The following is a 14,815-nucleotide window of genomic DNA, read 5'->3' as shown; positions in this document are numbered from 1 at the left end:
GTTCCGCCAGGGTAAGCTGTGTCTTTCGCAAGTTTTCGCCAGTTCTCGCAAAAAGGGGCAAACCAGATGCGGCGTGTCGTCTTCAATCAGAAGGGTGGCGTGGGTAAATCGACCATCGTATGCAACCTGGCGGCGATCAGCGCCAGCGAGGGCATGCGCACCCTGGTCATCGATCTCGATCCTCAGGGCAATTCCAGCCAATACCTTCTCGGCGAGCAGGCGAGCGGGCTCAAGCCGAGCGTGGCGGACTTCTTCGAAACGGCCCTGAGTTTCAGCTTCAAGCCGACACCGGTCTCGACCTTCATCCATCCCACGCCGTTCGAGAACCTCGATGTGATGCCCTCTCACCCGGAGCTTGACGCTTTGCACGGCAAGCTCGAATCTCGCTACAAAATCTACAAGCTACGCGATGCCCTGAATGAACTGGATGAGTACGACGCGATTTATATCGACACGCCGCCGGCCCTGAATTTTTACACCCGCTCCGCACTGATTGCGGTCGAGCGCTGCCTGATTCCGTTCGACTGCGACGATTTTTCTCGTCGCGCCCTCTATACGCTGCTCGACAACGTTAAGGAAATTCAGCAGGACCATAATTCCGATCTGGAAGTCGAAGGGATTGTGATCAACCAGTTTCAGCCTCGCGCGAGCCTGCCTCTCCAACTGGTTGAGGAACTGGTAAGCGAGGGTTTGCCGGTGTTGGAGTCCCGGCTGTCTTCTTCCGTGAGGATTCGCGAATCGCATCAGCACGCCAAACCGATGGTTCACCTCGATCCCCGGCATAAGCTTGCTCTGGAGTTCATGGCGTTGCATCGCGAGCTGGTTGGGTAAAAAGGAACTCTTCGTCCCGCAGGAAGCTTAGGGCCTGTTCATGCTGATGACAGGCCCTTGCGTGACTCAATGGGCCGAGATGATCTGATCAACCTGCCAGCTCAACCAACACTTCATCCTTTGGTGTCACCGGTAGGCCTAACCTGCCCTGCTGCGACTACTCATCGCTCGCTTCGGCAGGCAACATATCAATCCAACCGGCGGCCTTCGGATTGAGCGTTTCGACTCCGCGTTTCCTCTTCCTGCAGCAGTCTCCACTGGATCTTTCCGCTCGCCGTACGGGGCAAGCTGGCGGCAAACTGAATGACACGCGGAACCTTGTAGGACGCCATGCGCTCACGGGCCCACGGCACCATTTCTTCTTCCGTCACGTGCTCGCCGTTTCGAAGCACGATGACCGCCTTGACCGACTCGCCTCGACGCGGATCGTGAGTCGCGATGACACACGCTTCCTGTACGGCCGGATGCTCGAACAACATTGCCTCGACCTCGGCCGGCCAGACTTTGTAGCCGGAGGCGTTGATCATGCGTTTGAGCCGGTCGACGATGAAGAAGTATCCGTCCCGATCTACATAGCCGAGATCTCCCGTGCGCAAGTAGCGCTTCCCATCGATCAGAACAAATGCCTCTTGCGTGGCTTCCGGCGACTTCCAATACCCGTCGAACACTTGAGGCCCGCTGACGAGAATCTCGCCTGTTTCTCCTTCACCGAGAGGCTCGAGCGTCTCGGGATCGACGACGAGTGAATCGGTATTGAAGACCGGCACGCCCATGCACTGTTGCTTGCTGTGCTTCGGCGGATTGATGTGAGTCGCTGCCATGGTCTCGGTGAGGCCGTACCCTTCCACGTACGGGATGCCCCAACGCTTCTCTATCTCCTGCGCGATAGCCTGCGGCATCGCGGCACCGCCGCCGCTCAGGTACGCAATGGAGCTCAGATCGAACCTGCCGACGTCCGGCAGGTTCAGCAGGTCGATGAGCATCGTGGGAACCGTGACCCATGTGCTTACGCGGTGGCGTTCGATCACGTGCGCGGCACATTTCGCGTCCCAGCGGGTCATGATCGCCATCGTGGCGCCGATGTATATCGGCATGTTCATGCAGTTCTGCATGCCGGTGACGTGAAACAAGGGCACGGAGCACAGCATTACGCTCTCGTTCGCGAGGCTCGGCCATTCAGCGCACGAGACCGTTGAATGCATCACGCTACGATGAGTATGGATGCACCCCTTGGGGCGACCGGTCGTGCCGGACGTGTACGGAATGACCGCCAGATCTTCGGGCCTGGATTCGTGGCCGCGCGGAACGCACGCACGAGCAAGCGCGTCGTTCCAGCCGATTAGAGCGGCATGTCCGTTCACAGAATCTGCATGAGGCTGCGCTACGGACGATGTCAGAACGTCGGGCAGCGGCAGATCGGTCTGGTCGCGAAGATAGTCGGCATAACGTGCAGAGATCACATGGTCCACGTGACGGCCCGACAGCGGCCGCACGTGCTCCATGAGTTCAACGCCCACAAAGGCGACCCTAGCCCCGCTATCTTCAAGTATGTGTTGCAGTTCCGACGTCCGGTTCATCGGATTGACGGGCACGACTACCGCATCCGCGCGCAGCACCGCATAGAAGGCGATGACGAACTGCGGACTGTTCTGCATGTACAGGACGACGCGCTCGCCCCGGGCGATGCCGCAGTGCTGCTGCAGGAATCCGGCCATCGCATCGACTTCGTGCCGCAACTGCCGGTAGCTGACGGTGCTGTCGTAGTAAAGGATTGCGGCCTTTTCCGGATGGCGGTCCGCGGAAACTTCGAGATTCGTGTACAGCGATGTCTGCGGCGCGGATAGTTGCCGCGGCACGTCGACCCGCCGACGCGTTGATGTTGCCGTCATGTCTACTCCGGGCATGAAACCAAATGCGGTGATAGGGCAAAGCGACTTGAAACCGGGTGCTGGCGTCACGCGCAAATCGCGAGCTCGCGACTCCACTGGCCAATTTCTTCGAGCGTCTCGGCGGTTTCGGGCAAGAATGGGAAGAGCGTGAAGACGTGAACCGAATCGCTCACCATCTTCAAGGTCACGTTCGCGCCGGCTGCCTTTGCCCGCTCTGCGAAACGAGTCGTGTCGCTTTCCAGTACCTCGCCCTCCACCGCCGAAAGAAACACCGGCGGAAGGTCTGCGAGATCCGCGAACAACGGCGACACCATCGGATCGGTCGGCTCGTGACCCTGGAAGTAAGACGCGACAAGATTGGAAAGCGTCTCGCGATTCGCGGCCGGGTCGTCTCCGGAATTCGCCATGACGGAGGGGCCGCCAAGCGTGAGGTCAGTGAGCGGGCAGATTGCAATGACGCCGCCCGGCAATGGCAGCCCCGCACGACGCAGCGCAGCAGCCAGCGCCAGGGCGAGGCCGCCCCCGGACGATTCGCCGCTCAGGAACACCGTCGACGGATCGACACCCGCAGCGAGCAAACCGCGATAGGCGCTGAATGCGTCATCGAATGCCGCCGGATACGGATGCTCGGGCGCGAGGCGATAGTCGACCGTGTAGCACGGACCGTTCAGCGCGCGTGAGAGACGGCTTGCGTATTCAACCGAGCTCTTCCCCGAACCCAGCACGTACCCGCCGCCGTGGAAGTGCAAGACGGTCGCCTTGTGCCCTGCTCCCGCTGCAACCACGCGCAACGCGCTCACCCCGTGAAGATCGACGTCCGTCACTTCGGTGCTTGCCTGCGCAGGGAACTGCTCCAGCAGGAACCGTTCGTAGGCTGCACGCTGCCCCCGGTCGCCACGCGCAATGTCATCCGGCTTGAACACGCCCTTCCAGAGATCGAAAGCACGCTGACTCTCGGGGCGCGCCATCCGCTTTCCTTCGCGTGCCGCGCTCAAACCTACGACCTCGCCCGGCGGCAACTTGACGGCCTCGAGGATGTTGTGCCCCCAGGCGAACGACCACGACGCCTCTGCCAGCGGATCGATACGCGAGAGTCCCTTCAGGCGTCCGTTACGCTGGCGCACACGCGCCTCGTCGGGCTCGTGTGCCCAGTCGACGACAAAGCGCGCGCCCGCCTGAATCCGCGTCGTACGCGGCTGGCGGCGCCGTTCGTATTCCAGCAGCGCGTCCTGAATGCCGTCCGGGCCATGGTTCTTGAGACAGGTGGCGAGGACCCATGCGTCTTCGATCGCCTGGCAGGCGCCTTGCGCCAGGTACGGCACCATTGCATGCGCAGCGTCGCCGAGCAGTGCGATGCGTCCGGTACTCCAGTGTTCGATCGGGTCCCGGTGGTACATCCCCGTGATGAACGTTGAATCCACCGCTTCCAGCATCTTCTGGACGGTCGGCTCAGAACCCTCGAACGAGCGCCGCAGTTGCGCTACGTCCCCCGACTGCGTCCACGATTCGCGGCTCACTTCGGTTGCCGGCACCGACGCAAGAATGCTGTAGAGGTCCTTGCGCACCCAGTACGAAACGATATTCCTGCCCACGCCGAACCAGTTGTTCCCCGCCACCGGCAACCTCAGGCCCGCGAGCCGGTCAGCGGGAATGAGCGAGCGCCACATCAGGATGTTGGCGAACTGCTTCTCCTCGGATCCCCGGAGGGCCGTCCGAACGGCAGAGTGAATGCCATCCGCGCCGATCACGGCGTCGCCACGAATCACTTCGCCATTTTGCAGCGTGACGTAGGCGCCTTCGTCGTCCTGGGACACCGACGCAACCTCTGCGCCCAGCCGGATCACATTGGGCGGCACGGCCTTCGCGAGCAGGTCGATCAGGTCGGCGCGGTGAACGTTGTAGAGCAGCGCGCCGTAGCGTGCCTCGGCCTCTTTGCCCAAAGGAGCCACGTACAGGAGACGCCCTGTCGACAGTTCGAGGTAGTCAAAACGCGCCGGCACGGTCGCGATGCTCGCCAGCGCCGGCTCAAGCCCCAGTTCCCGCAGCACAATCGTGCCGTTCGCAGCGATCTGGACGCCCGCGCCGACCTCCGTCAATTGCGGGGCGCGCTCCAGTACAATCGGCTCGATACCGTGGCGCAGCAACGCCAGAGCGGTCGTGAGTCCACCAATGCCTCCTCCAACAACTATGACTTTCATGCTAAGTTTCTCCTACCGAGTTAGTTATTGCAGTGTAGTTAATTAACCCGACACGGTAAAGTAATGACGACGCCAGGGAAAACCCTTCGCTCGGATGGGGCGGAGACACGAACTCGCTTAAAAGAGGAAGCCCAACGCCTGTTCGCGCTGCGCGGATTGGATGGGGTGTCCGTGCAGGACATCATCTCCGCCGCAGGGCAGCGCAACAGCGCCTCGTTGCGCTACTACTTCGGCAACAAACTTGAACTGGCGCGTGAGCTGGTCGTCGACGGTGCGCGCCTGATAGACGAAGACCGTCAGGCGCGGCTCGACAGACTGGAGGCGGAGGAAGGGATAAACGTACGTGCGGTATTAGGTGCGCTGCTCTTTCCGATGCTTGAGCTGGCGGATCGTACGGGTCAGGCGACGTATATCCGCATGATCGCCAACTTGCAGTTGAACGACCGCGCGTTCTTGCGGGAAGCGCTGGAAAACAAGTGGAATCTGGGTTATCAGCGTTGCAACGCCCTGCTCCGGAACCTGCTTGCCGATATTCCGCCGGCAATCGTCGATCACAGACTGTCGCTCGTGGGCATCTACGGCAATGCCTCGCTGGCAGCGTGGGAAGCGAGCCGGGACAGTGGCGATTCGGGAGGGCTTTGGTCGCCGCAATACGCCGTGGCCAACTTGATGGACAGCTTTGAAAACATACTCACCGCAGAGCCGTCGGAAGAAACGCGGTCCCTGTTGGGGGGGATTTGACGGCGAGTGCCAGCGCCGTTATTAAGCAATGCTATCCAGCATGTCCAGCAACGCATTTCCATCAACAGGTTTGCGGAAGAAACCTAGTGCGCCTCTGCGCAGATAGTAGTCTTCCGTTTGCTCGCTCGGCTTGCCCGTGATAATGATGACCGGCGTGGCTGCGCCTGAATGAACCGTTCTATCGAGCACCTGAATGCCGTCAACGGGCCGCATGCCCAGATCGGTAATGACGCATACCAGACCCGCGTAGCCGTCGGCAAAAAAATCCAGAGCGGATTCGTAGGCCCGTGTTCCGTACCCGCCGGAGGCCAGCAGGTTCGCCAGAGACGTCAGAACGCGTCGGTCATCATCAATCACGGCCACGGTTCGAACCGGAGGCGTGGACATTTTTTTCTCCGGTCATCGAGTCCAACACCGAATTGGCGTTGGCGTCAGGCGCAGAAAGTGGTTATGGGCGACGTTTCGAGCTGCAGTTTGCCCGCCTGCCTGACCAGCGTGGCAAACGAATCCGCTCGCATCTTTCTCATGATGTGGCCGCGATGGACCTGCACCGTGTATTCGGTAATCCCAAGTACTGCCGCCGCCTGCTTGTTGAGCAGGCCACTGGCAAGCAGCGGCAGGAGTTCCTGCTCACGAGGCGTGAGCGTTTGATAAAGCGCATGTAGCATCGCCGCATCGTCCGCCTCCTTGCGAAGAACGTGCGCCCTTGCGAGCGCCGCAGCAACCACGCGCATCAACTCGTCTTCATCGAGAGGCTTAGTGAGGAAGTCAACCGCCCCACCCTTCATGGCGAGGACCGTGGAAGGCACATCGCCCTTGCCGGTAATGAAAATGACGGGAATCTGCGAGTCACTGACGAGCTTCTGAACTTCCAGCCCACTCATGTCAGGCATTCGCAAATCCAGAATCAGACATGAAACACTATTTTGACGCGGTGTTTCCAGAAACTCCGTGCCGGAATCGAATGCGCGGGCATCTCTTCCGTTTGCGCGCAGCAGCGAGGTGAGTGCTTCTCGCACCCGCTTGTCGTCGTCGACCACATACACCACCTCACTTGCGGATTTCATGCGCCTTCTCCGTTGCCGGGTGAAAACCCAGCCTGACGTCGGCACGGACGGTCCACGACAATCTCGTTGAATGTTGTTCTTACGTGGTCCTGCCGACAAAAAATTATAGCCGCCGGAATCGTCGCCCGGAAGGATAGGAAGCCGTGTTCTGCATTACATAAATATGTAATATCACGGCCCGATATGAAGCAGTAGGCTGGGAAGATGTCTGGCTACAGCGCGTTGCTTTCAGACCGAAGCGAGGCCGAAGCAAGACCAAAGCGAGGCCAAAGCCGATCACGCTGATTGGCGGAGGCGGCTGAGGATACCCTCGGCTATCGTCAACGTGAGGTTGCGTTCGATCTCTCTATCGGAAGGCTGAAGCTGAAGGTCACGCCGCGGGACACATTGCGCACGGCCCCAATCCGGCCCGCATGTGCTTCCACGATCGACTTGCAGATTGCCAAACCCATACCCATGCCTGTTTTTTTCGTGGTAAAGAACGGCTCGAAAATCTTCTCGAAGTTCACCTGCCCTGCACCGTGATCTTCCACATCGACCACCACATTGCCGGCATCGCGACGTGAGCGGATCACCAGCAGCCTCGGTCGCTCCTCCGTTGCCGCTAACGCTTCAATTGCGTTGCGCACGAGGTTGACGATCACCTGCTGAATCTGAACCGCGTCCGCGCTGATCTTCGACACGTCTTCGCCGAGGATTGTCTCGAGCGAAACCGCGTTGTGCTGGATGTCGTCGGCCATCAGCGTGCATACCTGAAGAATCAGCTTGTTGACATCGAGATCGACCTTTTGCGGAGCCGTGTGCCTGAAAAGAGCGCGAATGCGGCTTACCACGTCTGCCGCGGCATTCGCGTCGTGCACAACCTGCTCGGCCGAGTATCTGGCTTTGTCGAGCCTGGGCGGCGTTGCAGCGAGCCATCGCACGCAGGCGTGCCCATGCGCCACGATGGCCTGGAGCGGCTGGTTGAGTTCGTGGGCAATGGAGGCAGAGAGTTCAGCCACGGCCGCGAGCCGCGATGCCTGCGCCAGCCTCTCCTGCGCGTCGCGCAAGGCCTTCGACAATTCCGCGCCGTCGTCGATGTCGACATCGAGGCCGAAGAACTTCATCACCTGCGCGCCGGCTCCTTCGGTACCGCGGTGCTCCCGAACCTGCTCGACGTCGAGCCTCGAGAGCAGGTCTGGCTCGGCCAATAGCTGCTCGATGAGTGCAACGAGATGATGCCGCACGCTTTCGGAGCGGCGCGCGCCTTCCTCGATGGCAACGGCGAGTTCCGCCCACCGTGGCTGCCGGTATTGCTCGCCCAGATAGGCCCGCACAATGGTCTGCGCAATGAAATCGAAGTGGTCCAGCAGATACAGCGAGACGTCGGCCAGAAGTTCTTTGGCAATACGCTCGTCCAACTCGCCGAGCGCGATATAGGCGCTCCAGATTTCCCGCAACCCCAGACGCAATGCCTGCAAATGGCTCTGCAGCGGCACACGTTGATGCTCACGTCGCTGACTGATTTCCCGAAACAAGTCCATGTCCTGCGCAGAAGGGAACTCACCCGACAACAGCGTCTCGAACCAGACTTTGGTCGACAGCGCGACCGATTCGCGAACGTCCCGTTGCGCCACCGGTGCGAGCAACCTGTATCCGTCCATCTGCGTCAGTATCGCCAGCGTGCGTTCGACGACATGCGTCAGATCGGCTGCGATCGACACGGTTTTTTCCCGCAAGTAATCGCTGATTCTTGGAACATTGGCTAACACGGATAGACACCCATCAATAACGGACGCACGATTTCGAAAGACAAGGAGCGCCGGGGCAGCGGCTTATGTGACCTATACGGCTGCGCGCCGACCGGTGCCTGCCGGACACCTGCAACGGGATTCGACGCGGCGTATCATGGGGCGAAAAATGAGTCGATCCTGGCGAGGCGCCAATGAGCCGCCTGGCAGTGATCGGCAGGCGCGTTGCCCCTGGCCTGGGGCACGCTTCAATCTCAATCCGGTACACGTATGGTCGCCTGGCGCGACGCGACCTACCATCCCCCAGATTGGGGAGAGTTCCCCCTCCCCCGACCCGGGGGATGCGCTTCTATAAACGGGGGGTGGCGGCAAGCACGCCTCCCAACAATTGGCTGGCTCAATACAATGGGTGACTGAAACATGCGTGTGACTGGAGAGACATCCGCGAGCGGACTGCACCTTTTCCTGGCAACGAAGATCGTTCCGCCACGCGTGCCGGTGGATCTCATCGCGCGTCCTCGGCTCGCTGGCCTCGCCGAGCGCGCCGCGAACAAACGTCTCACCGTGATCAAGGCGCCCGCCGGATTCGGCAAAACTTCGCTGGCGCTCAGCTGGCTCGACCGGTTGCGCGCGAACGGTGCATTAGTGGCGTGGCTGTCGCTCGACACAGAAGACGATGAACCCGCGCGCTTCCTCAACTATCTGGCGCACGCGTTGCGGCATGCCTGCGACAAGGTCGGCGCCGCGGCGATCAGTCTGACTGCCGACGCCGCGTTCGTCCCGTTACACGCCGTCGTTTCCACACTGGTCAATGAGCTTGTCGAAGTCGATGATGATGTCGTCCTGTTTCTGGACGACTATCACCAGGTGAGCCTGCCAGCCATACACGACGCGATGTCGTTCCTGATCGAAAAGGCGCCGCCTCATGTGCACGTGGTCCTCTGCAGTCGCACCGATCCGCCGCTGCCGCTCGCGAGGCTGAGAGCAGGCGACGAACTGCTGGAAATCGACGGGTCGGTGTTGCGTTTCGACTTCGACGAAACGAGGCGCTTTGTCGAACGCACATTGCCCGGCACGCTGAACGCTTCGTACATCCAGACGCTCTTTGCGGGCACGGAGGGCTGGGCTGCGGCGCTGCGCATCCAGATGTCCATGCTATCGCGCAAGGATGGCGAGGCGGTTCGGGAGCGTGATGCGCCATCCGGTACGTCGCGGCCGTTCGCCGCCTATATCGAGTACATGTTCGAGCGCCTGTCCCCCGACATGGTCAGGTTCATGCTGCGCACGTCGATACTCGACCGGTTGAGCGCGCCGCTCTGCGAGGCTGTAACGGGCCTGCGCGCGAGCCAGCCTATGCTGGACGAAACCGCCGGGGCGCAGTTGCTGTTGCAGGCGCTCGACGACAACGGGCAATGGTTCCGCTATCACCCTCTGATGGGCGAATACTTGCGTGCCCAGCTCGAGACACAGCACGCCGACGAGGTGGCGGAACTGCATTGCCGCGCGTGCGCGTGGTATGCCGATCAGGAACTGTGGACGGAGGCAGTCAAACACGCGATCGCCGCGGGCAGCACGGATAACGCGATTCGTCTGATGGAGCGGTGCGCGATGGCGCTGGTCAAGAAAGGCGACCTGCTCACGCTACTCGACTTGCAGCGCCGCTTTCCCGCCGGTCTGGCCGGGGCGCAGGTGAAGGTCACACTGGCCATCGCCTGGGGCATGGCGCTCGCCATGCATTTCGAAGAGGCGCTCGCGATGCTGGATGTAGTCGAACATGATCTCGCGTCCGACACTGGCGCCGAAGCCAAAGAAATCCGGCGGGAATGCCAGGCGATCCGCTCGGTCGTCGCGGGCCTGCAGGACGATCCCGAGCGCGCGCTCGTTATCGCTGAACCATGCATCGAGGGGCCGACCACCGATATCTGGACCACCAATGTGGCATCCAACGTCGTGCGCTTCGCCCATTGGAAGGCCGGCAATCTCGAAGCGCTTTATGCAACGCCGTGGATGTCCTACTCCGCCGAAGAAAATCAGCGCAATCTGTACTCTTCGGTCTACCGGCTGTGCCTGCTGGGACATGCGGAAATGCAACAGTTGCACTTCGGGCTTGCCGAACGGTATTTCACGGAATCGATGCAACTGGCCGAACGCCATGCCGGTCCCGATTCGATCTCGGTGGCGCTATGCGCACCGATGATCGGCCAGATCTGGTACGAACAAGGCCGGCTGGACAAAGCTGAAACACTGGTTGCCGGGTTGATGCCGGTCATTGACATTGCGGTCCTGCTCGATAGCGTGTTGATTGCCTACCGCCTCCTTATCCGGATCGCCGCCGCGCGTTCGGACGTGACGCAGGCGTACGCATTGCTCGACCGGGCTCAGGCGTTGAGTTGCGAACGTCAATGGGACCGCATGACCGCCGCTGCCCTCGTTGAACGCACACGGCTATATCTTGCGGAAGGCAGGATGGTCGAAGCGGCTGCGTGCGTCGCGCAACTCGATCAGATGGCGGGATCCAACGCCCATCCTTCGCGTTCCATCTCGCTCGAGATCGAGAACTATCGTGCATTCGGAGCGGCCGCTGTTGCCGCGGCCCAACAGCGGACCGAAGAAGCCGCCGCGGTGCTGGGCGCCGCGCTGCAGAGCGCCGAACGACAACATGCAGATTTCCAGGCGATACGCCTGCGAACCGTGCTTGCACTGGTCTGGCTGGCAGCAAACGAATGTGCCCGTGCGATCGGGATCTTTCGCGAAGTCCTAAAGGTCGCCGCGCCCGCGGGCGTGTACCAGTCCATTCTCGACGTGGGGCCGGACATCGGATCGCTGCTGGACGCCGTTCGTGAAGACGTGGAGCAGACGGAGCACTCGAACGAACTGATCGTCTACGTCGATCATCTGCTCGACGGCGCGCGGATTCTCTATCAGCCAGGCGGCCACCGTCGACGCGATACCGAGCGCGGGTCGCTGAGTTCAAGGGAGCGCGAAATCGTCGACCTGATTGCGCGCGGACAGTCGAACAAGGAAATCGCGAATGTGCTCGGAATTGGCGCTGAAACCGTCAAATCTCATCTGAAAAGCGTCTTCGTGAAACTCGGTGTCGATAAGCGCGCTCAAGCTGTTGCGCGTGCGCGGGACCTCGGTCTTGTGGGTTCAGACTAGCCGCATGCTGAAGTTAGCAACATGAGTTAGCGACATGAATATGTAATGGCGCCATCCGATGCGAAGTCTTAAATTAAACTTTTTTCCCTTCTCTTTTTCCTGATCTGCCTGACTGGCAGTTCCTGAAAAGGCACCCGTCCGCAATGGTATGACCTATCTCCATTGCCTCGTACTCGATTCGTGCCACAACGGTGCGCACGATCAGACCTCGCGGTACGACACGAAATAACCATCAACCCTCTCCGCTCACTTTGCAAGCTAGTGAGCTTTTCGCTGGAAAATCCCGGCATTGATGTGAAAATGTGGAGTACCACTATCCAATACGTCGACGAACTCCGAGGTTGACATGCTTACCGTGTTGATTCCACGCTCGTCCCGGGTTGCCGCCCTCAGCGTTGCCATAGCCGGCGCGTCAGGCGTGGCAGGGTTACTCGAACCGGTCACGGGCTGCCTCGGCCTCGTACTGGTTGTTCTGGTCGCGCACTTTTTCGACCGCAGCTTTGGGCGTCTCGCCGCGGGTTTCGTCTCGCTTGGGATCGCCGGAACGATGTTGACTGCCGGTCACCCTTCTCTATCCTCCGGCTCGATCGGCCGTTGCGCCGTCGCAATCGGCGCGGTATGGCTTTGTGCCGAACTGGTCTCCCGACGCCCCCGGCACATCCAACGGCCAGACTCAACGGCCCACTCGAAGGATGATGATTTCGATCACAAGGTTCGACAGGCGCTGACGGCAAGCGAGTCGAGAGAGTTGATCCGTGAACGGGAAGCGCAACTGAACTGGCTGACCGAGAATGTTCCCAGCCTGCTCTGGCGGACGGACGCTCATGGCCGCCTGGAATATATGAACAGGCGCACTGAGGATTACACCGGCCTACGGTTCGAAGAGCTGAGAGCGCGCGGCTGGCTTGACCTGGTGCACCCGGACGACGCTCCATCAACCCTTGAGGTCTGGGAAGATTCCCTCGCTAGCGGGAGGCCCTACGACTCGGTCCATCGGTTGCGCGCGGCCGACAACACATATCGCTGGTTTCAATGCAAAGGCACGCCCATGCGCGATGCCAACGGCGATATCGTGAGTTGGTATGGACTTTCGACGGATATCCACGAGCGGCAGCTGGCTCAGGAGGTTCTTCGCACGGAAGAGCTTAATTTGCGAAGACTCGTCGACGTATTGCCCGCGATGATCTGGCGAGCCACGCCGGAAGGAAAAGTCGACAGATGGAGTCGGCAAATGCTCGCCTTCATGGGAAAGACCGAGCAAGAATTCGACGGAGAAATGTTGCTTCGTCTCATCCCGGAAGCAGACCGTCTTCGTGTCCGCTCGCGCTGGCGGCAAGCTGTCTACGAAGGTGTGTCGTATCAGGACACGTACCAGGTTGCAGGCGCCGATGGGACACTGCGCTGGTATCTCGCTCGCGGCGAACCGTTTCGCGACGAAAGCGGACAGATCCTGCACTGGTTCGGCGTATGTACGGACATCGACGATCTCAAACAAACGGAAGCCGCGCTCGAACAGCGGGAGCACCAGCTACACGAACTGATCGAGACCATTCCCGCCATGCTCTGGAGCAATGACCCACAAGGGGGGCTCACTTACATCAATCGGAAAATCGTCGAATTCGTTGGTCTGGATCTTTCGCAGCTCGCGGGCGCCGGCTATCAGAAGACCTGCCATCCTGACGACCTGAACACCATGATTCAAGCGTGGACACACTCGGTCGAGACTGGCGAACCGTACTGCCACACCGCCCGGCTTCGCCGAAAAGACGGGATTTACCGGTGGTACCAGCACACGGGTGAAGCAATGAGGGACGCCGACGGCAACATTGTTCAATGGTATGGACTCAGTCTTGATATTGACGAACGCAAGCGTGCAGAAGACCGGCTCAGGCACACTCAGGCTGAACTTGCGCGGGCAACCCAGATTGCCACGGTCGCCGAACTCTCCGCCTCCATCGCGCACGAGCTCAATCAACCCCTCACGTCCGTTATCGCCAATGCGCAGGCTTGCAATCGGTGGCTCGCAGCGTCCCCGCCCAATTTGAGCGAAGCCAGGACTTCCGCGGAAAGCGTCGTTCGAGATGCCCATTCCGCCGACGAGACGATGAAAAGCATCCGTGCGCTGTTCAAGAGCCAATCATTCCAGAAGCGCAAGCGTAACGTGAAAGACATGGTCCTCGAATCCGTGCGGCTGCTACGGGAAGACGAAACCCGGCAAACCGCCGACATCGACCTCGATTTGCCCGATGGCCTGCCGCCGGTGTTCGTCGACCAGATACAGATTCAGCAGGTCCTGATCAATCTGATCACGAACGGAATAGAGGCCACGGAAAACTCGGGGCGCACACCGAAGATTCTCATTACCGCAAAGGCGCTTCGCGACGGGTCCGTGCTACTCGAGGTGGCCGATAACGGTGTGGGCATCGTGGGTGGCGACAGCATATTCGACGCATTCGTCACGACCAAGAGCACGGGAATGGGTATCGGGCTTGCAGTGTCGCGCTCCATTATCGAAGCGCATGAGGGTCGTCTTACTGCCGCCAATAATCAAGGCTACGGGTCAACCTTTAGCGTCGTTCTGCCAGCCCTGAGCGACGACGCCGCGTATCCGGACGTCGAGATCAGTGGAGCGGCCAGTCACTGAGCGGGGCATGGTGCTGGAGGGCGAATGAGGAACGCCCCCCACAATCATGTAATAGCGGCCCGCCAGTCTGCTACCTATCATCCAGTCAAGGTCGAGGGTTAGCTCTAACGAGAATCGAGGAACCGCATCATGCAAGCTCCCTTTGAAACGGACAGAACGTGGCAGTCAACAATGGCGCTCCTATCGAACGAAAGCGAAACACAGGCGCCTGTTGTGTCCAGTTGCTTCCGCCCGCACGGCAGCGAAAGCGACTTCCGCAAATGCGTCATCCGGGTGCTGGAGCGCAGCGGGCGGACCTCGGCAACGCTCGCGTGGAGCGACGCGACGTCCTGCTGCTACGGCGAACAGCATTGGCGGCGCTGTGTTGCGAAGAAAGCCGGGGTTTGCGCCCTGAGTGGCCTGGCCATTACAAGAGGCAACGCAGTCTATCGACCCAAGCGGGTTCAACCCGCACCCCGAAACATCGAAGCGATGATTCTGGCCACGGTCCTCGAAGCCGTCTCTCTGGAAGAAGGCTTCTGACGGTTCAGATCCAGTCGAAGCGTTGAGCGGGCCC

General features: G+C 60.4%; 11 protein-coding genes. 5 read left to right on the top strand and 6 right to left on the bottom strand.

Annotated features, from left to right (window positions below):
* The first annotated feature begins 66 nt into the window (after positions 1 to 66).
* Complete coding sequence (locus tag P3T25_RS03665; RefSeq protein ID WP_429357510.1) at positions 67 to 831, top strand: ParA family protein; 765 nt, start codon at positions 67 to 69, stop codon at positions 829 to 831.
* Positions 832 to 1,019: 188 nt separating this feature from the next.
* Here P3T25_RS03665 and P3T25_RS03660 read toward each other — a convergent pair whose 3' ends face one another.
* Both P3T25_RS03660 and P3T25_RS03655 read right to left on the bottom strand, forming a co-directional pair.
* Positions 1,020 to 2,720 carry a long-chain-fatty-acid--CoA ligase gene (locus P3T25_RS03660; protein ID WP_429357509.1) on the bottom strand — a complete coding sequence of 567 codons (1,701 nt, stop codon included), beginning with the start codon at positions 2,718 to 2,720 and terminating at the stop codon, positions 1,020 to 1,022.
* A gap of 65 nt (positions 2,721 to 2,785) precedes the next feature.
* Entirely contained in the window at positions 2,786 to 4,918 is a 2,133-nt protein-coding gene (locus P3T25_RS03655) for an alpha/beta hydrolase fold domain-containing protein (protein ID WP_154566804.1), read from the bottom strand.
* A gap of 63 nt (positions 4,919 to 4,981) precedes the next feature.
* Between P3T25_RS03655 and P3T25_RS03650 the strand changes: the two genes are divergently transcribed.
* Complete coding sequence (locus P3T25_RS03650; RefSeq protein WP_154566805.1) at positions 4,982 to 5,659, top strand: TetR/AcrR family transcriptional regulator; 678 nt, start codon at positions 4,982 to 4,984, stop codon at positions 5,657 to 5,659.
* Between the two features lie 21 nt (positions 5,660 to 5,680).
* Here P3T25_RS03650 and P3T25_RS03645 read toward each other — a convergent pair whose 3' ends face one another.
* The 3 genes from P3T25_RS03645 to P3T25_RS03635 form a co-directional block, all read right to left on the bottom strand.
* Positions 5,681 to 6,046: a response regulator gene (locus tag P3T25_RS03645; protein WP_154566806.1), complete on the bottom strand. Its 366-nt coding sequence runs from the start codon at positions 6,044 to 6,046 to the stop codon at positions 5,681 to 5,683.
* A 44-nt stretch (positions 6,047 to 6,090) separates the two neighbouring features.
* Positions 6,091 to 6,699 (bottom strand): response regulator transcription factor, encoded by a 609-nt coding sequence (locus tag P3T25_RS03640; RefSeq protein WP_429357508.1) that lies wholly within the window; start codon positions 6,697 to 6,699, stop codon positions 6,091 to 6,093.
* Between the two features lie 347 nt (positions 6,700 to 7,046).
* Positions 7,047 to 8,429: a sensor histidine kinase gene (locus tag P3T25_RS03635; RefSeq protein WP_266236737.1), complete on the bottom strand. Its 1,383-nt coding sequence runs from the start codon at positions 8,427 to 8,429 to the stop codon at positions 7,047 to 7,049.
* A gap of 447 nt (positions 8,430 to 8,876) precedes the next feature.
* Here P3T25_RS03635 and P3T25_RS03630 point away from each other — a divergent pair, with 447 nt between their 5' ends.
* A complete protein-coding gene (locus P3T25_RS03630) occupies positions 8,877 to 11,615 on the top strand; it encodes a LuxR C-terminal-related transcriptional regulator (RefSeq protein ID WP_266236739.1) in 2,739 nt (912 codons plus the stop codon).
* A gap of 427 nt (positions 11,616 to 12,042) precedes the next feature.
* Here the strand turns inward: P3T25_RS03630 and P3T25_RS03625 are convergent, their stop codons facing one another.
* The gene (locus P3T25_RS03625) at positions 12,043 to 12,180 is read right to left on the bottom strand and encodes a hypothetical protein (protein ID WP_429357507.1); all 138 of its coding nucleotides are present in this window, start codon (positions 12,178 to 12,180) and stop codon (positions 12,043 to 12,045) included.
* Here P3T25_RS03625 and P3T25_RS03620 point away from each other — a divergent pair.
* Positions 12,163 to 14,259: a PAS domain-containing sensor histidine kinase gene (locus tag P3T25_RS03620; RefSeq protein WP_429357506.1), complete on the top strand. Its 2,097-nt coding sequence runs from the start codon at positions 12,163 to 12,165 to the stop codon at positions 14,257 to 14,259. The genes P3T25_RS03625 and P3T25_RS03620 overlap by 18 nt on opposite strands.
* Before the next feature lie 129 nt (positions 14,260 to 14,388).
* Positions 14,389 to 14,781: a DUF3331 domain-containing protein gene (locus tag P3T25_RS03615; protein ID WP_429357505.1), complete on the top strand. Its 393-nt coding sequence runs from the start codon at positions 14,389 to 14,391 to the stop codon at positions 14,779 to 14,781.
* Positions 14,782 to 14,815: the final 34 nt, after the last annotated feature.

This window comes from Paraburkholderia sp. GAS32, assembly GCF_050434225.1.
Classification (GTDB): domain Bacteria; phylum Pseudomonadota; class Gammaproteobacteria; order Burkholderiales; family Burkholderiaceae; genus Paraburkholderia; species Paraburkholderia madseniana.
The sequence above is the reverse complement of the archived record's forward strand: the minus strand, read 5'-3'. Positions and strand labels throughout refer to the sequence as shown.